Genomic DNA, 21,688 nt, shown 5'->3' with positions numbered 1-21,688 from the left:
GTGGATCCGCTGTTTCGCGTTGTTTCCCGTCGCTCAGCAGCTCGACTTGCCAGCGTAGATCGCGAGGGCGGTGTTGGAGCCGAGGGTGGCCGTGAACTGCCCGCTGGAGTTCACCGTCACGAGCGTGTTGTTCTGCACGTTGCAGTACGTCCCCGCGGGCAGCGACGTCTGGTAGGTGCGGGTCAGGCTGCTCGCCTCGTGGTTGATGGCGACGTAGCCCTTGCTGCCGCGGCCGAAGGCGATGGCGTTGTTGCCGTTGTCCCACCAGTTGGTCACCGACTGGCCGCGGGTGGCGTTGCGGAAGGCGACCATACGGATGATCTCGGGCCAGGCGTGCTGGCACTTCCAGCCGTCCTGCCAGCAGGCGTTGACCTGGCCGTTGTTCGGCGGTCCTGCGTCCTTGTCGGACCATTCGTAGCCGGAGTTGATGTCCGGGGCGCCGTAGGGGTAGGCGAGCATGAACACGTTGGCGAGGGTGTAGTTCGCCCCGTCCTTGTAGTTCAGGGTCGAGCCGTTGCGCTCGGTGTCGTGGTTGTCCACGAAGACGCCCGCCACCGAGCTGTTCATATAGCCCCAGCCCTCGCCGTAGTTCGTGAGATAGGCCAGCTTCTCGTTGTTGAAGACCCGCTTGAGGTCGTAGGCGTAGCGGAACTCCTGGACGTCGCCGTTGCCCGTGTACTCGGTGGGCTGGACGGCCTCGCCGGCGCCGTAGATGACCTCCTGCTTCCAGTACACCGACGAGTTGGTCAGCCGGGACTTGATGTTGGCGAGGTCGGCGGCCGGGATGTGCTTGGCGGCGTCGATGCGGAAGCCGTCGGCGCCGTAGCCGAGAAGGCTGTTCATGTAGCCGGCGATGGTGGCGCGGACGTACTCCTCGCCGGTGTCCAGGTCGGCGAGGCCGACGAGTTCGCAGTTCTGGACGTTGGCGCGGTTGGTGTAGTCGCTGATGGTGGACGTGCAGTCGTCCATGTCGTACGAGGAGTACAGGCCCGGGTAGTTGTACTTCGTATACGAAGAGCCGCCGGTTCCGGTGCCGCTGCCCGCCGTCATGTGGTTGATGACCGTGTCGACGACGACCTTCACACCCGCCGCATGACAGGTGTCGATCATGTTCTTGAAGGCGGTGGCATTTCCGAGCCGGCCCGCGATCTTGTAGCTCACCGGCTGGTACGAGGTCCACCACTGCGAGCCCTGTATATGCTCGGCGGGCGGGCTGACCTGGACGTATCCGTAGCCGGCGGGGCCGAGGGTGTTGGTGCACTCCTTGGCGACGGAGGCGAAGTTCCACTCGAAGAGGACGGCGGTGACGTCCTTGGCGCCGGGTGGGGTCGCGTCCGCGGCGGACGGGGTCATGACAAAGGCGGCCGCCGTGAGGGCGACGGCCGCCGAGAGGGATCTGCGGGCCATGTGGGGGCTCCTTCACCGTTGAAGGCTCTTGCAGCAACTTTCCCGCAAACTTGCGGTGACGGAGATGTTAAAGGCCCGCTGGCTGAAAAGGCAGCGGTCCGTGTGAAGTTGATGCAAGAACTTTCATGACCCGGCAGCCGCCAGCCGATAGAGCACCTGGGGTTGCCCGAACTGTACGAAACGCTCGGTGAGTGTGGCGCCCAGGGCGTCGAGGAGCCTCCGGGAGCGTGTGTTGGCCTCCTGGGTGACGGCGACGAGGTCCGCTTCCGGCCGGATGGCCAGAGCCCAGTCGGCGGCGGCCGCCACGGCCTCGCGGGCGTACCCGAGACCCCAGTGCTCGGGCAGCAGTTGATAGGAGAGCTCAGTACGGCCCTCCCGCGCCCCCGGCTCCACCAGTACGGAACCGATGACGAGGCCGTCCGCCCTCCGTACGACACTGAGGAGCCCCGGCGCGCCCACGCACCGCTCCTCGCGGGCACGTACCACGCCCTCGTCGGCCGGGCCGCCCAGGTGGCGACGTACATCGGGGTCGGTCCACAGGCGGGCGTGGGCCGGGACGTCCGGTGGCTCAACGGGGCGCAGGAGCAGGCGTGGTGACGTGAGGGACGCGGGCCATCGGGGGAAGGCGGGTCTGTCGGACATGACGGTGAGCATCGCAGAGGCCTGCCGCCCGGTCGGGTGGCAGGCCTCCGGAAGGTGGCGGAATCAGACCGTCGTGAACCACACCGTGGTGTCCGCCGGGACCTTCGTCTCGCCGTCCGCCTCGGTGACCTCGCCGCTGGTGAGCAGGACGCGGCCGTACGCCGGGGTGCTCACCGATTCACCGCTGGTGTTCGCGACGCACACGAACTCCCCGCGCCGGAAGGCGAGTACGCCCTCGGGGGCGCGCAGCCACTCCACCGTGTCGCCCGCACCCAGGTCGGGCTGTTCGCGGCGGACGGCGAGGGCGGAGCGGTACAGCTCGAGGGTCGAGCCGGCCACGCCGGTCTGCGCCTCGACGCTCAGCTCGCCCCAGCCCTCGGGCTGCGGGAGCCAGCTGCCGCCGTCACCGAAGCCGTACGAGGATCCTGTGCGCGTCCAGGGGATCGGCACCCGGCAGCCGTCGCGGAAGCCGTCCTGGCCGGCGCCGCGGAAGTACGCCGGGTCCTGGCGCACCTCGTCCGGGAGGTCGACGACGTCCGGGAGGCCGAGCTCCTCGCCCTGGTAGACGTACGCCGATCCGGGCAGCGCCAGCATCAGCAGGGTGGCGGCCCTGGCGCGCCTGAGCCCCAGCGCGCGGTCGCCGGCCAAGCGGATCTGGGTGCCGAGGCCGGGCGGGTTGGCGAAGCGGGTGGCGTGACGGGTGACGTCGTGGTTGGACAGGACCCAGGTGGCGGGGGCGCCGACCGGGCGCATCGCCTCCAGGGTGCGGTCGACGACCTTGCGGAGCTCGTCCGCGTCCCAGTCGGTCGACAGGTACTGGAAGTTGAAGGCCTGGTGGAGTTCGTCCGGGCGGACGTAGTTGGCGGTGCGCTCGACGGTCGGGGTCCAGGCCTCGGCGACGAAGATGCGCTCACCGGAGTACTCGTCGAGGATGGTGCGCCACTGGCGGTAGATCTCGTGCACGCCGTCCTGGTCGAAGAACGGCATGACATCGTTGCCCAGCAGCTTCAGCTGCTCGTGCGAGCCGAGGTCGGGCAGGCCCTCCGCCTTGACCAGGCCGTGGGCCACGTCGATGCGGAAGCCGTCGACGCCCATGTCGAGCCAGAAGCGCAGGATCGAGCGGAACTCGTCGCCGACCGCCGGGTGCTCCCAGTTGAAGTCGGGCTGCTCGGGGGCGAAGAGGTGGAGGTACCACTCCCCCGGCGTGCCATCCGGCTCGGTGACGCGTGTCCACGCCGGGCCGCCGAAGATGGACTCCCAGTCGTTGGGCGGGAGTTCGCCGTTCTCGCCCTTGCCGGGGCGGAAGTGGTAGCGCTCCCGGAGCGGCGAGCCGGGGCCCTCGCGCAGCGCCCGCTTGAACCACTCGTGCTGGTCGGAGGAGTGGTTCGGGACGAGGTCGACGATGATCCTCAGGCTCAGTTCGTGGGCGTCGCGGATCAGCGCGTCGGCGTCGAGGAGACTGCCGAACATGGCGTCCACGGCCCGGTAGTCGGCGACGTCGTAGCCGGCGTCGGCCTGCGGCGAGGCGTAGAAGGGGCTGAGCCACACGGCGTCCACGCCGAGGTCGCGCAGATACGGGAGTCGGGAGCGTACGCCTTCCAGATCGCCCATGCCGTCACCGTTGCTGTCGGCGAAGCTGCGCGGATAGACCTGGTAGATCACCGCGTCCCGCCACCAGTCGCTGCGCTGGGCTTTGGCGGGGTTCGGTGCCGGGGCGATGAGGGAGTGCTGCTGGCTCATGGCGTCCTTGATACGTAACGGAGTCATTGGGTCAGTGGTGTGCGTAGGCGACTGTGGTGACGAGGCGGCCGCGGTCACAGCGGGGTCGGATGGAGACCGCGGCCGCCCCGGGATCTGGGTGCGGCACCGTCGTGGCTGGTCGCGCCCGCGCGCGGAGCCGCAAATCGATACAGCCCCGCGCCCCTTCGGGGCGCTGCCCAACCGGCGGTCAGCCCTTGGTGCCGCCGGCGGTAAGTCCCGTCACCAGGTTCTTCTGCACGAGGTAGAAGAACGCGGACACGGGTATCGCGATCAGCACCGCGGTGGCGGCCATCAGGTTGCGTTGGGCGTCGTGCTGGCTGACGAAGGTCTGCAGGCCGACGGCGAGCGTGTACTTCTGGTCGTCCAGCATGAACGTGGTGGCGAAGGCGACCTCGCCGAAGGCCGTGATGAAGCTGTAGAAGGCGGCGACCGCGAGGCCCGGCTTGGCGAGCGGCAGGATCAGCCGTGCGAACGTGCCGAAGGGGGTCAGCCCGTCGACGCGTCCCGCCTCGTCGATCTCGAACGGGATGGTGTCGAAGTAGCCCTTGAGCAGCCAGGCGCAGTACGGCACCGCGGTCGAGCAGTAGACGAGGATCAGCCCGAGGTAGCTGTCGATGAGCCCGAGGTCCGACAGGATCTGGTACATCGGCACCATGAGTACGGCCACCGGGAACATCTGCGTGACCAGGAGCACCCACATGAACTTCCGGTAGCCCGGGAAGCGCATCCGCGAGACGGCGTAGCCGGTGGTCGCGGCGACGAGGACGCCGAGCACGGTGGTGCCGAGGGAGACGATCAGCGAGCTCTTCAGCCAGTCGAAGAAGCTCGTGTGCTGCAGGACGAACGAGTAGTTGTCGAACGTCATCTTCTTCCAGATGCCGCCCGGGTGGAGGTAGTCGTCCTTGTCGGGCCCGAGGGAGAGGAAGACGAGCCAGGCGATCGGGAAGAGCGCGACGACGCTCCCGGCGATCAGGATGCCGTGGGAGGCGAGGGACGCCGCGAGGCTGCGCTCGCCGCGGTTTCGGACCTTGCGAGGGCCCTGCGCCGAGCCGTCCCTGGTCACCGCGGCGGAGGTTTCGACAGTGGTCGTACTCATGGGAACTCCTGCCTCAGACCGCGAGCTGCTGCTCATTGCGGTTCAGCCAGCGGCGGTAGAACGAGGTGAAGACGATCAGGATGGCCAACAGCAGGATGCCGTAGGCGGCCGACTGCGCGAAGTCACGCGGCTGCTGTCCGAAGCCGAGGAAGTAGGCCCAGGTGACGAGGATCTGGGCGTCCGGGGCGCCGGTCGGGCCGAACAGCAGGAAGATCACGGCGAACTGGTTGAAGGTCCAGATGATGCCGAGGAGTACGACGGTGGAGCTGACGGACCTCAGGCCCGGCAGGGTGACGTACCGGAATCGCTGCCAGGCGCTCGCGCCGTCCATCTCGGCGGCCTCGTAGAGGGAGGCGTCGATGGACTGCAGTCCGCCGAGCAGCGAGATCATCATGAACGGCACACCGCACCAGGTGTTGACCATGATCGCCGCGAACCGCTGCCAGAAGGTGTCCTCCAGCCAGTCGGGCGTCGGCAGGTGCAGTGTGTGGAGGAAGCTGTTGAGGATGCCGCCGTCGGAGAGCATGATGCGCCAGCCGAAGACGGTGACGAAGGTGGGCACGGCCCAGGGCACGATGAGCAGCAGCCGGTAGAGCGTGCGTCCACGCATCTTCTGGTTGAGCAGCAGCGCGAGGCCGAGCCCGATCGTGTAGTGCAGGGCGACGCACAGGGCCGTCCAGACGACCGTCCAGATGAAGTGCGACCAGAAGCGGTCGTACGACAGCGGGCCGAACAGGATGTCCTTGTAGTTGTCCAGGCCGATGAACTTGTAGGTGGCGTCGATGTGGTTGACGCCGATCGTGCGCGCGGTGTTCAGGCTGTTGGCGTCGGTGAGGGTGAGGTACAGGCCGTACACCAGGGGGTACAGCACGAGGACCCCGAGCACGACGACCACCGGGGCGATCATCGCGTACGCGTACCAGTACTTCTGGTAGCTGCGCTTGATGCGCCCGCCCAACCCGGGCCGTGGCGCGCGGTCACCGTAGCGTTTGCCGGTGGCGCGGTCGATGGCGACTGTCATGTTCGACACCTTCTGGGGAGTTCTACGGCCTGGGAAGTTCTACGGCAGTGCGAAGTGGCCGGGCGGCTCGGCACAGGCCGGTGACCGCCGGGTCCGTCCCCCCATGGAATGGCGGACCCGGCGGTCACTCGGGCTTACTTGCTGAAGTCCGGCACCAGCTTGGCGATGGCCAGTTCGGCGTTGCTCAGGCCCTTGTCCAGGGACTCCTTGCCGTCGGCGATCTTCGGCAGCTCGGTGTCCAGCGGGCCCCACAGGGAGCTGTACTCGGGCAGCGCGGGGCGCGGCTGGGCGGAGGGCAGAACCGTCTGGAAGCCGGCGATGCCCGGGTCGGCCTTGACCTCGGCGGTGTAGGCGTCGTCGCGGGTCGGCAGCGTGGAGTTCTTCAGGGCGATCTCCGTCTGGGACTTCGCGGAGGTCATGAAGTTGACGAACTTGAGGGCCGCCTTCTGGTGGGCGGAGTCCGAGCCGGCGTAGACGGACAGGTTGTGGCCGCCGGTGGGGGCGCCCGCCTTGCCGGTGGAACCGGCCGGGACGGTGGCGATGCCGAGGTTGGACTTGTCCTTGAAGGCGGAGCCCTTGTAGAAGTTCGTGATCTCCCAGGGGCCCTGGATGATCGAGGCGACCTTGCCGTTGACGAAGGCGTCCTGGATGTGGGCGTAGGCGTCGGCGGTGGTGTCGGCCTTGTGCAGGCCCTGTCCCTTGAAGAGGCTCAGCCAGGTGCCGTAGGCCTTCTTCGCGGGCGCCGAGTTCACGGTGATCTTCTTGGCGCCGGCGTCGACGGTGTCGGTGCCCTCGCCGTAGAGGAAGGTCTGCGCGTAGTAGGACTGGGTGGAGCCCCAGTAGCCGTAGACCTTGGCCTTGGAGTCGATCTTGGCGGCGTCGGCCTTCAGCTCGTCCCAGGTCTTGGGGGCCTCGGTGATGCCGGCCTTCTTGAAGAGGGCCTTGTTGTAGACGAGGGCGAGGGTGTCGGTGACGAACGGCACGCCGTAGGTCTTGCCCTCGTACTGGGCCTGCTTGATCAGGCTGGGCTGGAACTTGCTCTGGTCCTTGAGGGCCTCGGTGCCGTCCAGCGGCAGCAAGTAGCTCTTCTTGGCGAAGGCGGGGGTCCAGCCGACCTCGGAACGCAGCACGTCCGGGGCACCCTTGGAGCCGGCGGCGGTGTCGAACTTGTTCTGCGCCTGGTCGAAGGGGACGTTGACGTACTTGACCTTGATGTCCTTGTTGACGGCCTCGAACTGCTTGATCAGGGCCTTGTACGTCGGCGCCTCATTGGTGGCGTTGGAGGTGTCCCACCAGGTGATGGTGACCGGCCCGTCGGCCTTGTCGCCGCTGTCGCTTCCGCCGCAGGCCGTCGCCGCGAGGGCGAAGGACGCCACCAGCGCGGTGGCCGCTATGCCACGCCGCATGAGTTCTCCTTGAGGGTGAAAGCCCGTGTGGGTGGGCCCTGTCGTCACATTCCCGTCGTCCGCCCGAAGGGCGGGCCTCGCGGCGTCTGGCGCGTGCGATCGCAAGGCGCCGGAGCGCCCTCGTGGCGGAGCCACGTGGGAGGTTCGGCAACGCCGCGAGCGTGCGTGCCAGGCGTCGCGAGGCAGACGGGAATGTGACGACAGGGCCCGCAGGTGCGGCCCCGTCTGCCGTTCCTGCTGTCGTGCCGACTGCGCCGTTGCCGCCGCCGGGCGACGTGAACGTAACAGCGTTGAAAGCTGCGCGAAAGGTCTTGCAGCAAAAAATTGCAAGGAGGCGCGAGAGTTACCGGTCCGTGACCTCTCCTCGACCCCCGCGCAACCGAGTATTGAAGCCGCTGAGCGGGCCATGGGAGTCTTGTGCAAGACTCTGCAAGCTCTTGCCGAACCAGGCGCCCACCAGAACACGAGGGACCGCGATGACGCAGCAACCCGCTCGGGGCCGTGCAACCGCTCGTGCTCGGCGCCCGATTGGTGTGCAAAGTGACGGTCGGCCGGTACAGTCCACCCCTGTGACCACACGGCTTGCCGACATCGCTGCTCAGGCGGGGGTGAGCGAAGCGACCGTCAGCCGCGTCCTCAACGGCAAGCCGGGCGTCGCCGCCACCACCCGCCAGTCCGTGCTCGCCGCACTCGACGTGCTGGGCTACGAGCGCCCGGTGCGACTGCGGCAGCGCAGCGAGGGCCTGGTGGGCCTGATAACCCCGGAGCTGGAGAACCCGATCTTCCCGGCGCTGGCCCAGGTCATCGGCCAGGCCCTGACCCGGCAGGGCTACACCCCGGTGCTCGCCACCCAGACCCCCGGCGGATCCACCGAGGACGAACTGACGGAGATGCTCGTCGACCGCGGGGTCGCCGGCATCATCTACGTCTCCGGACTGCACGCCGACACCACCGCCGACATGGAGCGTTACGAGCGGCTGCGCGCGCAGGGCGTGCCGTATGTGCTGGTGGACGGTTTCTCGCCGAAGGTGCAGGCGCCGTTCATCTCCCCCGACGACCGCGCGGCGATGACGCTGGCGGTCACGCACCTGGTGTCGCTCGGGCATGTGCGGATCGGTCTCGCCCTCGGCCCCAAGCGCTTCGTGCCGGTGCAGCGAAAGATCGAGGGCTTCGTCCGCTCGATGCAGGACCAGACCGGCATGAGCACGCAGACGATCGAGACGGAACTCGTCCAGCACTCGCTGTACACCCTGGAGGGCGGCCAGGCCGCCGCCACCGCGCTGATCGGCCGTGACTGCACGGCGGTGGTGTGCGCGAGCGACATGATGGCGCTCGGCGCGATACGGGCGGCGCGCCAGCTCGGCCTCGAAGTCCCGCGGGACGTCTCGGTGGTGGGCTTCGACGACTCCCCCCTGATCGCCTTCACGGACCCGCCGCTGACCACGATCCGCAAGCCGGTCCCGGCGATGGGGCAGGCGGCGGTGCGTACGTTGCTGGAGGAGATCGGCGGGACGCCTGCGCCCCACAGTGAGTTCGTGTTCATGCCGGAGCTGGTGGTGCGTGGTTCGACCGCTTCGGCGCCTGGGGACCGGAATCGTCCCTAGGGCGGAGAACCCTCGAGTTCGTGCAGTGCGTCGGGAGTAGGCGCGCACGTCCGTCTGTTGTAGAACATGCGGCCTGAACCCGACCGCGGGATGATCGGTCGCAGAAGGCGTTTCTGGCAGACTTTGTGCCCATGGGTGACTCGACCGTGACCAGTCTGGACGACCGTGAACAAACGGCCGCTCCCGACTCCCTCACGGCCGCGAACGGCCCGGTGTTCCTGCGTCGGCTGCGCACCCCGCGCCGTCCCCGCCTCTGGTTCGAGATCGCTCTGATCGCGCTGAGTTACTGGACGTACTCACTGATCCGCAACGCGGTTCCGGAACAGCGCGAACAGGCGCTGCGCAATGCCGACTGGCTGTGGCGGATGGAGCACCATCTCGGCATCGCCGTCGAGGAGTCGGTCAACCATACGGTGAACTCGGTGACTTGGCTGATCGTCGGCATGAACTACTACTATGCGACGCTGCACTTCGTGGTGACGCTGGGTGTGCTGGTGTGGCTCTACCGTAGCCACCCGGGCCGGTACGCGGCGACGCGCCTGGTGCTGTTCGCGACGACGGGTGTGGCGCTGGTCGGTTACTACCTGTATCCGCTCGCGCCGCCGCGGCTCATGAACGGCAGCACCTTCATCGACACGGTCATGATCCATCAGACCTGGGGGTCGATGGCCTCCGGGGACCTGAAGCACATGTCGAACCAGTACGCCGCGATGCCGTCCATGCACATCGGGTGGTCGGTGTGGTGCGGGTTGACGATCTTCGCGCTGGCCAGGGTGCCGTGGGTGCGGGTTCTTGGTCTTCTGTACCCGGTGGTGACGCTGACGGTGATCGTGGCTACCGCCAATCACTTCTGGCTGGATGCGGTGGGTGGTTTGCTCTGCCTGGCGTTCGGGTTCGCGGTGGCCAGGGTCTGGTACGGAGCGTTGCCGTATGCGCTGCCGCGCGCTGCGTCGGCTGCGCCGCGGTGGGAAGCGCCGCGATAGGTCGTCATGCGGCTGCTGCGCCGTCGTGGCTGGTCGCGCAGTTCCCCGCGCCCCTGGCGGGGCACATCCCCGCCGGTGGACGAGAGCGCCCTGAAGGCGCGCGGGGAACTGCGCGAGCAACCACAACGCACCCGCAGTCGAGAACCGTCCTTACGCCCCGTAGAACAGCGCCTCCACCACGGCCCGAGCCCGCCGCGCCGTACGGCGGTACGCGTCCAGCATGTCCCCCACGTGCCCGTCCCCATACCCCAAGTACCGCCCCACGGCGGCCAGTTCGCGCCCTCCCGAAGGGAAGGTGTCCCCCGCACGGCCGCGCACCAGCATCACGGCGTTGCGGACGCGGGTGGCCAGGACCCATGCCTCGTCCAGTATCGACGCGTCCTCCGCCGAGATCAGCCCGGCCGCGGCCGCGGCCGCCAGCGCCTGACGGGTGCGGGTGGTGCGCAGGCCCGGCTCGGACCAGCCGTGCTGCAGCTGCAGCAGCTGCACGGTCCACTCGACGTCGGACAGGCCGCCGGGCCCCAGCTTGGTGTGCAGCTTGGGGTCGGCGCCGCGCGGCAGCCGCTCGGACTCCATACGGGCCTTCAGGCGGCGGATCTCCCGTACGGCGTCGTCCCCGAGCCCCTCCGCCGGATACCGCAGCGGATCGATCAGCTCGATGAAGGACCGCCCCAGCTCCTCGTCCCCGGCGACCGGCTCGGCCCGCAGCAGCGCCTGCGACTCCCAGACCAGGGACCAGCGGCGGTAGTAGGCCTCGTACGACTTCAGTGTCCGCACCAGCGGGCCGGACTTGCCCTCGGGCCGCAGGTCCGCATCGATCAGCAGCGGCGGGTCCGCGCTCGGGATCTGCAGCAGTCGCCGCATCTCGGAGACGACCCGGTTCGCGGCCTCCGAAGCCTCCTGCTCGGGCACGCCCTCCCACGGCTCGTGCACGAAGATCACGTCCGCGTCGGAGCCGTAGCCCAGCTCGTGTCCCCCGAAGCGCCCCATGCCGATCACCGCGAACCGGGTCGGCAGGGTGTCGCCCCAGCCGTCGCGCACCACCGCGCGCAGGGTCCCGGCGAGGGTCGCGGCCGTCAGGTCGGACACCGCGCCGCCGACCAGGTCCACCAGCGCGCCCTGGTCGGCCGCGGCGGGCTGGGTCTCGGTGCCGTACGAGCCGACGATGTCGGCGGCTGCCGTACGGAACAGCTCGCGGCGGCGGACGCCGCGGGCCGCGGTGACCGCCTGCTGCGCGTTCTCCGCGCGGCCGACGGCGGCGAGGATCTCCTGCTCCAGCTGCGCCCGCTCGCGCGGCTCCAGTCCCCCGCCGTCGCCGTCGCCGAGCAGGGCCACCGCCTCGGGGGCGCGCATCAGCAGGTCGGGGGCGAGGCGGCCGGCGGACAGCACACGGGCGAGGTTCTCGGCGGCCGCGCCCTCGTCCCGCAGCAGCCGCAGATACCAGGGGGTCTTGCCGAGCGCGTCGGAGACCTTGCGGAAGTTGAGCAGGCCCGCGTCCGGGTCGGCGGAGTCCGCGAACCAGCCGAGGAGCACGGGCAGCAGGGTCCGCTGGATGGCGGCCTTCCTGGTCACCCCGGAAGCCAGCGCCTCCAGGTGGCGCAGGGCGGCGGCCGGGTCGCCGTAGCCGAGCGCGACCAGCCGCTCGCGGGCCGCCTCCGGGCTCAACCGGGCCTCGCCGGGGGCGAGTTGGGCGACCGCGTCGAGCAGCGGGCGGTAGAAGAGCTTCTCGTGCAGCCGGCGTACGACGGCCGCGTGTCGCCGCCATTCGCGGTTCAGCTCGGCGACCGGGTCGACGCGCAGGCCGAGCGAGCGCCCGATGCGCCGCTGGTCGGCCTCGTCCTCCGGCACGAGGTGCGTGCGCCGCAGCCGGTACAGCTGGATGCGGTGCTCCATGGTCCGCAGGAAGCGGTAGGCCTCGTCGAGCTGTACGGCGTCGGCCCGGCCCACGTAGCCGCCCGCCGCCAGCGCCTGCAGCGCGTCCAGGGTGGTGCCGCTGCGCAGCGCCGCGTCCGCCCGCCCGTGCACCAACTGCAGCAGCTGTACGGCGAACTCGACGTCCCGCAGGCCTCCGGGGCCGAGCTTCAGCTCGCGGTCGATCTCGGCGGCGGGGATGTTCTCGACGACCCGGCGGCGCATCTTCTGCACGTCGGCGACGAAGTTCTCCCGCTCGGCGGCCTTCCAGACGAGGGGTTCGAGGGCGGCGACGTACTCCTCGCCGAGCTCGAGGTCGCCGGCCACCGGGCGGGCCTTGAGCAGGGCCTGGAACTCCCAGGTCTTGGCCCAGCGCTGGTAGTAGGCGAGGTGGCTGGAGAGGGTGCGCACCAGCGGGCCGTTTCTGCCCTCGGGGCGCAGATTGGCGTCGACCGGCCAGATCGACCCCTCCACGGTCGTCTCCGAGCAGATCCGCATCATGTGCGAGGCCAGCTTGGTCGCGGAGCGCAGGGCCTTGCCCTCGTCGGCCCCGTCGACGGCCTCCCCCACGAAGATCACGTCGACGTCGGAGACGTAGTTGAGCTCATGGCCTCCGCACTTGCCCATCGCGATGACCGCCAGCCGGCACAGCGCGGTGTCCTCGGGGGCCGCGGCACGGGCGATGGCAAGGGCGGCGCGCAGGGTGGCGGTGGCGAGGTCGGCGAGTTCGGCGGCGGTCTCGGCGAGGTCGGTGGTGCCGCACACGTCGCGGGCGGCGATGGACAGCAGGCATCGGCGGTAGGCGACACGCAGGGAGACGGGGTCGCCGGCCTCCGCGAGTCCCCGCTCGAACTCCTCCACCCCCGGGTGCAGGTCCCGCGGCTCGTAGGTGACCAGCGCCTCCCAGTCGCGCGGGTGCCGGGCCAGATGGTCGGCGAGCGCGGCGGAGGCCCCGAGCACACCGAGCAGCCGGTCGCGCAGCGGCTTGGCCGCTATCAGCGTGTCGAGCAGCTCGCGGCGCGCGGTCGGCCCCGGCTGGGCCTCCAGGAGCCGTACCAGACCGAGCAGCGCCAGGTCCGGGTCCGCGGTCGCGCCCAGCGCGTCGAGCAGCACCGGGTCGTCCCGCACGTGCATGAGCTCCACGCTGTCCAGCAGCCGCTCGGCGGCGGAGGGATCGGTGAAACCGTGCCGCAGCAGCCGCGTGAAGGTACTGCTCCTGCGCCCGGGCACCGTCATCCCCGTCCTCCTGTCGGATCAAGGTCGTACTGGCCCGAGCCTAACCGGAGACTCTGACACAAGCGCCGGAGCGGACGGCCGATGAGTTCGCCCGGCGGACGGGGTCTCTTCTTCGTAGAGGTGTCCGCAGAGATTTCCGTAGGGATTCTCCGGTACGAGGAGTGACAGCCCATGGCGGCCGACTACCCGCAGACCCGTCTCGACCCCCGCTACAGCGACCCGCAGGCCACCGCGACCGCCTGGTCCGAGGCCGAGGCGCAGCTCGCGCGGGCCGAGCTGTTCTGGATCTCTACCGTGCGGCCGGACGGACGACCGCATGTGACACCGCTGCCCGCCGTGTGGGCGGACGGCGCACTGCACTTCTGCACGGGTCCCGAGGAGCGCAAGGCGAAGAACCTCGCTGCCGATCGGCACGTCGTGCTGACGACCGGCAGCAACAGCTGGAACAAGGGCTACGACCTGGTGGTGGAGGGCGAGGCGGTGCGGGTCTCCGAGGACGGCAGGCTGCGCGAGCTGGCCGCCGCGTGGGAGGCGAAGTACGGCAGCTTCTGGCACTTCGAGGTGCGGGACGGGGCGTTCCACCACGGTGGCGGGTCCGCGTTCGTATTCTCTGTGGCGCCCCGCACCGTTTTCGGCTTCGGTAAGGGGGAGCCGTTCAGCCAGACGCGGTGGCGTTTCGAGTGACGTACGACCGACGCAACGACAAGGGAGTCGCTCCATGGAGATGAGCCTCGAAGTGATCCTGCTGCCGGTCTCGGACGTGGACCGGGCCAAGGAGTTCTACCGGGACAAGGTCGGCTTCCATGTGGACCTCGACGGCGAGGTGATGGAGGGGGTGCGGATCGTGCAGCTCACCCCGCCCGGCTCGGGGTGTTCGATCGCGCTGGTCGACGGGCTGCAGGTGCCGACCGGGACGCCGCAGCCGGGGACGTACCACGGCATGCAGCTGTGCGTGACGGACGCGAAGGCGGCCTACGAGGAGCTCACCGCCCGAGGCCTGGACATCAGCGAACCCGTCCAGTTCGCCCCGCAGGACGGCGCGACCTTCATGTACTTCAAGGACCCGGACGGCAACGGCTGGGCGATCCAGGAGTACAAGCGCCGGGAGACGGAGCCCCTGCACAAGGTGCTGGCCGACCTGGCCGCCCAGCGGCAGTAGCCGACGAAGGCCGCGGCGCCTCGGCGCCGCGGCCTTCCCGGGCGTTCCTCGAGCGGAGAGCCGGAGGTCCGGAACTAGAGAACCGGCAGGTTCTTCCGCAGCTCGAAGGCCGTGACCTCGGAGCGGTACTCCTCCCACTCCTGCTTCTTGTTGCGCAGGAAGAAGTCGAAGACATGCTCGCCCAGGGTCTCGGCGACCAGGTCGCTGCGCTCCATGAGGGTCAGGGCCTCGCCCAGGTTCTGGGGCAGCGGCTCGATGCCCATCGCGCGGCGCTCGGCGTCGGAGAGGGCCCAGACGTCGTCCTCGGCGCCCGGCGGGAGCTCGTAGCCCTCCTCGATGCCCTTCAGGCCGGCGGCCAGCAGGACCGCGTAGGCCAGGTACGGGTTGGCGCCGGAGTCCAGCGAGCGGACCTCCACGCGCGCGGAGCCGGTCTTGCCGGGCTTGTACATCGGGACGCGGACCAGGGCCGAGCGGTTGTTGTGGCCCCAGCAGATGTAGGAGGGGGCCTCGCCGCCGGCGCCGGCCGTGCGCTCCGAGCCGCCCCAGATGCGCTTGTAGGAGTTCACCCACTGGTTGGTGACGGCGGAGATCTCCGCCGCGTGCTTGAGCAGGCCCGCGATGAAGGAGCGGCCGACCTTGGAGAGCTGGTACTCCGAACCCGACTCGTAGAACGCGTTCCGGTCGCCCTCGAAGAGGGAGAGGTGCGTGTGCATGCCGGAGCCCGGGTGCTCCGAGAAGGGCTTCGGCATGAAGGTCGCCTGGACGCCCTGCTCCAACGCCACCTGCTTCATGACCAGGCGGAACGTCATGATGTTGTCCGCCGTGGACAGCGCGTCGGCGTAGCGGAGATCGATCTCCTGCTGGCCGGGGGCGCCCTCGTGGTGGGAGAACTCGACGGAGATGCCCATCGACTCCAGCATGGTGATCGCCTGGCGGCGGAAGTCCATGCCGATGTTCTGCGGGGTGTGGTCGAAGTAGCCGGAGTTGTCCGCGGGCGTCGGGCGGGTGCCGTCCAGCGGGCGGTCCTTCAGCAGGAAGAACTCGATCTCCGGGTGGGTGTAGAAGGTGAAGCCCAGGTCGGAGCCGCGCGTGAGGGCGCGCTTGAGGACGTAGCGCGGGTCGGCGAAGGACGGCGAGCCGTCCGGCATGAGGATGTCGCAGAACATGCGGGCGGTGCCCGGGGCCTCGGCGCGCCACGGCAGGATCTGGAAGGTCGACGGGTCCGGCTTGGCGATCATGTCGGACTCGTATACGCGGGCGAAGCCCTCGATGGCGGAGCCGTCGAAGCCGATGCCCTCGTCGAAGGCCTGTTCCAGCTCGGCCGGGGCCACGGCGACGGACTTGAGGAAGCCCAGCACGTCCGTGAACCACAGCCGTACGAACCGGATGTCGCGCTCCTCCAGTGTCCGGAGCACGAACTCCTGCTGCTTGTCCATCTTCCGCTTCCCCATCCTTGCTGGTCAGGCCGCCTGTCTCCGTGTCCCGCAGGAGGCGGTCGGGCACCTGAGCATCACACCACAACAGCATTTCGTGCGCGTTGCCGACCATGATCGGCCGACCGACCGCGGACTGAACGCCTCACCAACGGCGGGTGTACTGCTCACCGCCCATCTTGCCTGCTCGGACCGACATCCGTAATGGCAGGCCCCGCAGAAGGTAATGAGCGCCTCCACAGGACCCGGCTTTCCCTTGCCCCGTCTGCAAAACAGCACTGGTCTCCCACTACGATCAGGCGACCCGATCGACATTTTTTTGCACTCCCCACCCGATTCCCCCAGAAGGACACTGCGATGGCCACCGCCAAGAAGAGCAGCAGCGCGGCACGCAAGGCGCGAATAGAGGAGATGCGGCGTGCCGAGCAGGCCCGCGAGCGGCGCAACCGGATCCTGACGATCGGCGCGAGCGTGCTGGTCGTCGCCGCCTTGGTGGTCGGCGGTGTCTTGATCGTGAAGTCGCAGGACGGCAAGAAGGACGACACGGCGAGCGACACGACGTCCTCGGGCGACGGCAAGGGGCACTTCGTCACCGGCAAGGACGGGGTGCGGACCTGGACGGGCAAGCTGGCCCGCACCCATGTCACCGGGACCGTCAACTACCCGATGCACCCGCCGGTGGGCGGCAACCACAACCAGGTGTGGCTCAACTGCAACGGCGACGTCTACACCAAGGCCGTGCACGACGAGAACGCCGTGCACGCCCTGGAGCACGGCGCGGTCTGGGTGACGTACACCGACAAGGCGAAGAAGTCCGACGTGGACGCGCTGGCGGCGAAGGTGAAGCAGACGCCGTACACGCTGATGAGCCCGTACCCGAACCAGAGCGCGCCGATCGAGCTGTCGGCGTGGGGGCACCAACTGAGCGTGACCAGCGCCGACGACCCGAAGGTCGCCAAGTTCTTCGAGACGTATGTGCAGGGCAAGCAGACCCCCGAGCCGGGTGCCTCCTGCACCGGCGGGACGATGTGACATGAGGAAGCACATCGGCTGGATCGCGGGGGCGACGGCGGCCGCGCTCGTCGCCGCGGGCGCGATCACCTACGCGGTGGCCGAGGACGGCGGGTCGGACACGGGCATGAGCACGCCCACCGCCGACTCCGCGGACGCGGGGTTCGCGCGGGACATGGCGGTCCACCACCAGCAGGCCGTCGAGATGTCGTACATCGTGCGCGACCGTACGAAGAACGCGGAGGTGCGGCGGCTCGCCTACGACATCGCGCAGACCCAGGCCAACCAGCGCGGCATGCTGCTGGGCTGGCTGGATCTGTGGGGGCTGCCGAAGGTGTCGGCGAAGCCGCCGATGTCGTGGATGGGCATGGGCGACATGCCCGAGCGCGGCGACGGCTCGCTGATGCCCGGCATGGCGACCGACACGGAGATGAAGAAGCTCGGCACGCTCAACGGCAAGCAGGCCGAGATCTTCTATCTGCAGCTCATGACGGACCATCACAAGGGCGGGATCCACATGGCCGAGGGCTGTGTCGCCAAGTGCAGGGTCGGGGTGGAGAAGAGTCTCGCGCAGGGCATGGTCGACGCCCAGCAGTCGGAGATCGCGCTGATGGCGGACATGCTCAAGGAGCGCGGGGCGAAAGCGCGTTCATAACCCTCCAGCGGGAACGAAAGCCCCAAATCACCCTTGATGACGGTTCCTTGGGTTTCTCTTGGCTTGCGCATTCCCCTGGCATGAACGGTTCATCGAAAGAGTGGCCCCCATCGCTTGATCCACTGCCCGCGCCTCCGCCGCGGAGCGGGTGGTCTACGCGGATCACAGCGACGACCGACCACACATGCGAAGAACCGCATCGCAGGGGGTTCTATGAGATCCAACCGCGCCAAACTGCGCGCCGTGAGCATGGCAGCAACTCTGCCCATGGTCGCGGGTGCGCTGGCGCTCGGCATACCCGCGGCGCATGCCGCGAACAACCCGGCCCGTGACGCTCTGGCGGGCACCAAGCCCGCCTGGGCCACGGCCAAGGCGGACAAGGGCGACGCCTCGAACGCCGCCCAGGTGAAGCTCCGGGTGTACCTCGCCGGCAAGGACGCCGCAGGCCTCGCCGCGTACGCGAAGGCCGTGTCCGATCCGAGCTCGGCCTCGTACGGCAAGTACCTGAGCGCCAAGAAGGCCCAGGCCCGATTCGGCGCGACCAAGGCCCAGGTGGCTGCGGTCAAGTCCTGGCTGAACTCGGCGGGCCTGAAGGTCACCGGTGTCACGCAGCACTACGTCTCCGTCACCGGTGACGTGGCCGCCGCCGAGAAGGCGTTCGGCACCCAGCTGCACAACTACACCAAGGGCTCGAAGACCTACCGGGCGCCGGCCAAGGCCGCCTCTGTCCCGGACAGCCTCAAGGGCGCCGTCCTGACCGTCACCGGCCTGGACAACGCGCCGCACAAGGCGAGCCACGACGACCAGCTGCCCGGTCCCGGCGCCGTGTTCAAGAACTCCGGGCCGTTCTCCTCGTACTACGGCTCGAACATCGCGACCACGCTGCCGGACGCGTACGGCACGAAGATCCCGTACGCCATCGAGGGCTACACCGGCAAGCAGCTGCGTGCCGCCTACGGCGCCGGCAAGTACACGGGCAAGGGGGTGCGCGTCGCCATCACGGACGCGTTCGCCTCGCCGACCATCGCCTTCGACGCGCAGACGTACGCGAAGAAGCACGGTGACGCGGCCTGGAAGACCGGCCAGCTGAAGCAGGTGCTGCCCAAGAAGTACACGAACACAGGTCCCGACGAGTGCGACGCCTCCGGCTGGTACGGCGAGGAGACCCTCGACGTCGAGGCCGTGCACGCGGTCGCGCCGGACGCGCACGTCACGTACGTGGGCGCCGCGTCCTGCCTGGACGACGACCTGCTGGACTCGCTGAGCAAGGTGGTCGACCACCACCTCGCCGATATCGTCTCCAACTCGTGGGGCGACATCGAGGCCAACCAGACGCCGGACCTCGCGGCCGCCTACGACCAGGTGTTCCAGTTCGGCGCGGTCGAGGGCATCGGCTTCTACTTCTCCTCCGGTGACAACGGCGACGAGGTCGCCCACACCAAGACGAAGCAGGTCGACACCCCCGCCAACTCGGCCTGGGTGACGGCGGTCGGCGGTACGTCGCTCGCGGTCGGCAAGGGCGACACGTACCAGTGGGAGACCGGCTGGGGCACCGAGAAGGCCGTGCTGTCCGCGGACGGCAAGAGCTGGACCAACTTCCCCGGCGCGTTCACCTCGGGCGCGGGCGGCGGCACCAGCAAGACGGTCGCCGAGCCGTACTACCAGAAGGGCATCGTCCCGGACGCGCTCGCCAAGGCCAACAACGCCGCCGGCAACCGCGTCGTCCCGGACATCGCGGCGATCGCCGACCCCAACACCGGTTTCAAGGTCGGCCAGACGCAGACCTTCCCGGACGGGTCGGAGCAGTACAGCGAGTACCGCATCGGCGGCACCTCGCTCGCCGCTCCGGTGATCGCGGCGGTCCAGGCCCTGGCCCAGCAGGCGCGTGGCGGCGAGGCGATCGGTTTCGCCAACCCGGAGATCTACGCCCGCTACACCAAGGGCGTGTACCACGACGTCACCGACAAGCCGACCGGCACCGACCTCGCGGTCGCCCGTGTCGACTTCGCCAACGGCGTTGACGCCTCGGACGGTCTGATCACCTCGGTCCGCAGCCTCGGCAAGGACAGCTCGCTGTCCGCGGTCAAGGGCTACGACGACGTCACCGGCGTGGGCTCGCCCGCGAACGGCTACGTCGAGTCGTACCGCAAGCCCTGAGGCGGCGCCGGCAACGGCAACCCCAGGAGGGGCGCGGGATGTGGTCATCCCGCGCCCCTTCGGCGTGCGTGGGGTGACGCACACCCCCGCCCCCAGCGATCGCGTCGCTCTGACGATTACACTGGGCGCGTGCCTGAATTGAACTTCTGGTCGATCTATCAGCACGGCTTCGCCCGCGTCGCGGCGTGTACGGGTCACACCGTCATCGCCGAGCCGCTCGCCAACGCCGAAGCGGTCCTGCACCATGCGCGCCGGTGCGCCGAGGAGGGCGTCGCGGTCGCCGTCTTCCCGGAGATGGTGCTGTGCGGCTACTCCATCGAGGATCTGCTGCTGCAGGACGCCCTGCTCGACCAGGTCGAGCAGGCGCTCGGGGAGGTGGTGGCCGGCTCGGCGGACCTGCTGCCCGTGCTGGTCGTCGGGGCCCCGCTGCGCCACCGCAACCGGGTCTACAACTGCGCGGTGATCGTGCACCGCGGCCGGGTCCTGGGTGTCGTACCGAAGTCGTATCCGCCGTACTACCGGGAGTTCTACGAGCGCCGGCAGATCGCCGACGGCGCCGACGAGCGCGGCGGGTCGATCCGCGTCGGCGGCGAGGAGGTCCCCTTCGGGGTGGACCTGCTGTTCGCGGCGCAGGACGTGCCCGGGCTCGTGCTGCACGCGGAGATCTGCGAGGACATGTGGGTGCCGGTGCCGCCGAGCGCGGAGGCGGCACTGGCAGGCGCGACTCTTCTGGTGAATCTGTCGGGCAGCCCGATCACGGTCGGGCGGGCCGAGGACCGCAAGCTGCTGTGCCGCTCGGCGTCCTCCCGCTGCCTCGCCGCGTACGTCTACGCGGCGGCGGGGCTCGGCGAGTCGACCACCGACCTGTCCTGGGACGGCCAGGCCATGGTCTACGAGAACGGCCTGCTGCTGGCCGAGACCGAACGCTTCCCGCTCGGCGACGAGTACGCGGTGGCCGACGTGGACCTCGACCTGCTGCGGCAGGAGCGGCAGCGGATGGGCACGTTCGACGACAACCGCCGTACGCACCGGGCGCGGACCGCCGACTTCCGGACGGTCGGCTTCGAGCTCGACCCTCCGCTGACCGACCTGGGTCTGCGCCGCCGCCTGGAGCGCTTCCCGTTCGTGCCGGCCGACGCCGAGCGGCTCGCCCTGGACTGCTACGAGGCGTACAACATCCAGGTGGCGGGCCTGCAGCAGCGGCTCGCCTCGATCGGCGGCCCGAAGGTGGTCATCGGCGTGTCCGGCGGCCTGGACTCCACGCATGCGCTGATCGTCGCCGCGCGGGCGATGGACCGTGCGGGGCGTCCGCGCAGCGACATCCTGGCCTGGACGCTGCCCGGTTTCGCCACCAGCGACCACACCAAGGACAACGCGCACGCGCTGATGCGTTCCTTGGGCGTGACGGCGGCGGAGCTGGACATCACGCCGACGGCACGGCTGATGCTGCAGGAGATGGGGCATCCCTTCGCCTCGGGTGAGCCGGTGTACGACGTCACCTTCGAGAACGTCCAGGCGGGCCTGCGCACCGACTACCTGTTCCGGCTCGCCAACCAGCGCGGCGGCATCGTGCTCGGCACCGGTGATCTGTCGGAGCTGGCGCTCGGCTGGTCCACGTACGGCGTGGGCGACCAGATGAGCCACTACAACGTCAACGGCGGGGTGCCGAAAACCCTGATCCAGCACCTCATCCGCTGGGTCATCAGCAGCGGGCAGTTCGACGAGGAGACGGGCAAGATCCTGGCCGCGATCCTCGACACCGAGATCAGCCCGGAGCTGGTGCCGGGTGAGGAGATGCAGTCGACGGAGTCGAAGATCGGCCCGTACGCGCTGCACGACTTCACCCTCTTCCACGTCCTGCGCTACGGCTTCCGCCCCTCCAAGATCGCCTTCCTGGCCTGGCACGCCTGGCACGACGCGGACGCGGGCGGCTGGCCGCCGGGCTTCCCCGACGCCAAGCGGGTCGCGTACGACCTGCCGGAGATCCGCCACTGGCTGGAGGTCTTCTGCCGCCGCTTCTTCGCCTTCGCCCAGTTCAAGCGCTCGGCGATGCCGAACGGGCCGAAGGTGTCGGCGGGGGGTTCGCTGTCGCCGCGGGGGGACTGGCGCGCACCGTCGGACAGTTCGGCGACGGCTTGGCTGCGGGATCTTTCCCGCTTCGACTAGCCGGTCAATCCGGTGCGGGTGGATGGGGGTGCGCGGCCCT

Annotated in this window: 16 protein-coding genes; 8 read left to right on the top strand and 8 right to left on the bottom strand. The window is 69.3% G+C overall.

The annotated features are described in order from the left end of the window. Positions 1-33 precede the first annotated feature (33 nt). From ACIBW9_RS04560 to ACIBW9_RS04535, 6 genes are all read right to left on the bottom strand, one after another. A complete protein-coding gene (locus ACIBW9_RS04560; protein WP_398951120.1) occupies positions 34-1,407 on the bottom strand; it encodes an alpha-amylase family protein in 1,374 nt (457 codons plus the stop codon). 123 nt (positions 1,408-1,530) lie between these two features. After that, entirely contained in the window at positions 1,531-2,049 is a 519-nt protein-coding gene (locus ACIBW9_RS04555; protein ID WP_398951118.1) for a GNAT family N-acetyltransferase, read from the bottom strand. 63 nt (positions 2,050-2,112) lie between these two features. After that, a complete protein-coding gene (locus tag ACIBW9_RS04550) occupies positions 2,113-3,789 on the bottom strand; it encodes a glycoside hydrolase family 13 protein (protein ID WP_398951117.1) in 1,677 nt (558 codons plus the stop codon). Between the two features lie 208 nt (positions 3,790-3,997). Beyond that, positions 3,998-4,906 (bottom strand): sugar ABC transporter permease, encoded by a 909-nt coding sequence (locus ACIBW9_RS04545; RefSeq protein ID WP_398951116.1) that lies wholly within the window; start codon positions 4,904-4,906, stop codon positions 3,998-4,000. Between the two features lie 13 nt (positions 4,907-4,919). After that, positions 4,920-5,927, bottom strand: a complete 1,008-nt coding sequence (locus tag ACIBW9_RS04540; protein WP_398951115.1) for a carbohydrate ABC transporter permease — start codon at positions 5,925-5,927, stop codon at positions 4,920-4,922. Positions 5,928-6,061: 134 nt separating this feature from the next. After that, complete coding sequence (locus ACIBW9_RS04535; protein WP_398951114.1) at positions 6,062-7,333, bottom strand: extracellular solute-binding protein; 1,272 nt, start codon at positions 7,331-7,333, stop codon at positions 6,062-6,064. Positions 7,334-7,902: 569 nt separating this feature from the next. Between ACIBW9_RS04535 and ACIBW9_RS04530 the strand changes: the two genes are divergently transcribed. Together ACIBW9_RS04530 and ACIBW9_RS04525 are read left to right on the top strand one after the other, a co-directional pair. Then, on the top strand, positions 7,903-8,937 hold the full coding sequence (locus ACIBW9_RS04530) for a LacI family DNA-binding transcriptional regulator (RefSeq protein ID WP_398951113.1): 1,035 nt from the start codon (positions 7,903-7,905) through the stop codon (positions 8,935-8,937). Positions 8,938-9,068: 131 nt separating this feature from the next. Beyond that, positions 9,069-9,920 (top strand): phosphatase PAP2 family protein, encoded by an 852-nt coding sequence (locus tag ACIBW9_RS04525; protein WP_398951111.1) that lies wholly within the window; start codon positions 9,069-9,071, stop codon positions 9,918-9,920. A gap of 150 nt (positions 9,921-10,070) precedes the next feature. Here ACIBW9_RS04525 and ACIBW9_RS04520 read toward each other — a convergent pair whose 3' ends face one another. After that, positions 10,071-13,067, bottom strand: a complete 2,997-nt coding sequence (locus tag ACIBW9_RS04520; RefSeq protein ID WP_398951110.1) for a bifunctional [glutamine synthetase] adenylyltransferase/[glutamine synthetase]-adenylyl-L-tyrosine phosphorylase — start codon at positions 13,065-13,067, stop codon at positions 10,071-10,073. A 171-nt stretch (positions 13,068-13,238) separates the two neighbouring features. Here ACIBW9_RS04520 and ACIBW9_RS04515 point away from each other — a divergent pair, with 171 nt between their 5' ends. Continuing rightward, positions 13,239-13,751: a pyridoxamine 5'-phosphate oxidase family protein gene (locus ACIBW9_RS04515; RefSeq protein ID WP_398951108.1), complete on the top strand. Its 513-nt coding sequence runs from the start codon at positions 13,239-13,241 to the stop codon at positions 13,749-13,751. A gap of 34 nt (positions 13,752-13,785) precedes the next feature. Beyond that, the gene (locus ACIBW9_RS04510) at positions 13,786-14,226 is read left to right on the top strand and encodes a VOC family protein (protein WP_389069758.1); all 441 of its coding nucleotides are present in this window, start codon (positions 13,786-13,788) and stop codon (positions 14,224-14,226) included. Between the two features lie 74 nt (positions 14,227-14,300). Here ACIBW9_RS04510 and ACIBW9_RS04505 read toward each other — a convergent pair whose 3' ends face one another. Further along, on the bottom strand, positions 14,301-15,662 hold the full coding sequence (locus tag ACIBW9_RS04505) for a glutamine synthetase family protein (protein ID WP_398951106.1): 1,362 nt from the start codon (positions 15,660-15,662) through the stop codon (positions 14,301-14,303). 354 nt (positions 15,663-16,016) lie between these two features. Between ACIBW9_RS04505 and ACIBW9_RS04500 the strand changes: the two genes are divergently transcribed. The 4 genes from ACIBW9_RS04500 to ACIBW9_RS04485 all read left to right on the top strand — a co-directional run bounded on the left by ACIBW9_RS04500 (position 16,017) and on the right by ACIBW9_RS04485 (position 21,648). Further along, complete coding sequence (locus ACIBW9_RS04500; RefSeq protein ID WP_398951105.1) at positions 16,017-16,691, top strand: DUF3105 domain-containing protein; 675 nt, start codon at positions 16,017-16,019, stop codon at positions 16,689-16,691. A gap of 1 nt (position 16,692) precedes the next feature. Further along, positions 16,693-17,325 carry a DUF305 domain-containing protein gene (locus ACIBW9_RS04495; protein WP_398951104.1) on the top strand — a complete coding sequence of 211 codons (633 nt, stop codon included), beginning with the start codon at positions 16,693-16,695 and terminating at the stop codon, positions 17,323-17,325. Positions 17,326-17,574: 249 nt separating this feature from the next. After that, positions 17,575-19,482, top strand: a complete 1,908-nt coding sequence (locus ACIBW9_RS04490; RefSeq protein WP_398952097.1) for a protease pro-enzyme activation domain-containing protein — start codon at positions 17,575-17,577, stop codon at positions 19,480-19,482. A gap of 129 nt (positions 19,483-19,611) precedes the next feature. Further along, positions 19,612-21,648: an NAD(+) synthase gene (locus tag ACIBW9_RS04485; RefSeq protein WP_398951102.1), complete on the top strand. Its 2,037-nt coding sequence runs from the start codon at positions 19,612-19,614 to the stop codon at positions 21,646-21,648. Positions 21,649-21,688: the final 40 nt, after the last annotated feature.

The sequence above is a fragment of the Streptomyces sp. NPDC049541 genome, assembly GCF_044465725.1.
GTDB lineage: Bacteria > Actinomycetota > Actinomycetes > Streptomycetales > Streptomycetaceae > Streptomyces.
Note: the sequence above shows the minus strand (reverse complement) of the source record. Positions and strands in the feature narration are given on the sequence as shown.

Coding starts and splice junctions, on each gene's coding strand:
- ACIBW9_RS04560 (WP_398951120.1), bottom strand. CDS start 1,407: ATGGCCCGCAGATCCCTCTCGGCGGCCGTCGCCCTCACGGCGGCCGCC.
- ACIBW9_RS04505 (WP_398951106.1), bottom strand. CDS start 15,662: ATGGACAAGCAGCAGGAGTTCGTGCTCCGGACACTGGAGGAGCGCGAC.
- ACIBW9_RS04540 (WP_398951115.1), bottom strand. CDS start 5,927: ATGACAGTCGCCATCGACCGCGCCACCGGCAAACGCTACGGTGACCGC.
- ACIBW9_RS04495 (WP_398951104.1), top strand. CDS start 16,693: ATGAGGAAGCACATCGGCTGGATCGCGGGGGCGACGGCGGCCGCGCTC.
- ACIBW9_RS04500 (WP_398951105.1), top strand. CDS start 16,017: ATGGCCACCGCCAAGAAGAGCAGCAGCGCGGCACGCAAGGCGCGAATA.
- ACIBW9_RS04510 (WP_389069758.1), top strand. CDS start 13,786: ATGGAGATGAGCCTCGAAGTGATCCTGCTGCCGGTCTCGGACGTGGAC.
- ACIBW9_RS04520 (WP_398951110.1), bottom strand. CDS start 13,067: ATGACGGTGCCCGGGCGCAGGAGCAGTACCTTCACGCGGCTGCTGCGG.
- ACIBW9_RS04515 (WP_398951108.1), top strand. CDS start 13,239: ATGGCGGCCGACTACCCGCAGACCCGTCTCGACCCCCGCTACAGCGAC.
- ACIBW9_RS04550 (WP_398951117.1), bottom strand. CDS start 3,789: ATGAGCCAGCAGCACTCCCTCATCGCCCCGGCACCGAACCCCGCCAAA.
- ACIBW9_RS04525 (WP_398951111.1), top strand. CDS start 9,069: ATGGGTGACTCGACCGTGACCAGTCTGGACGACCGTGAACAAACGGCC.
- ACIBW9_RS04545 (WP_398951116.1), bottom strand. CDS start 4,906: ATGAGTACGACCACTGTCGAAACCTCCGCCGCGGTGACCAGGGACGGC.
- ACIBW9_RS04555 (WP_398951118.1), bottom strand. CDS start 2,049: ATGTCCGACAGACCCGCCTTCCCCCGATGGCCCGCGTCCCTCACGTCA.
- ACIBW9_RS04535 (WP_398951114.1), bottom strand. CDS start 7,333: ATGCGGCGTGGCATAGCGGCCACCGCGCTGGTGGCGTCCTTCGCCCTC.
- ACIBW9_RS04490 (WP_398952097.1), top strand. CDS start 17,575: ATGGCAGCAACTCTGCCCATGGTCGCGGGTGCGCTGGCGCTCGGCATA.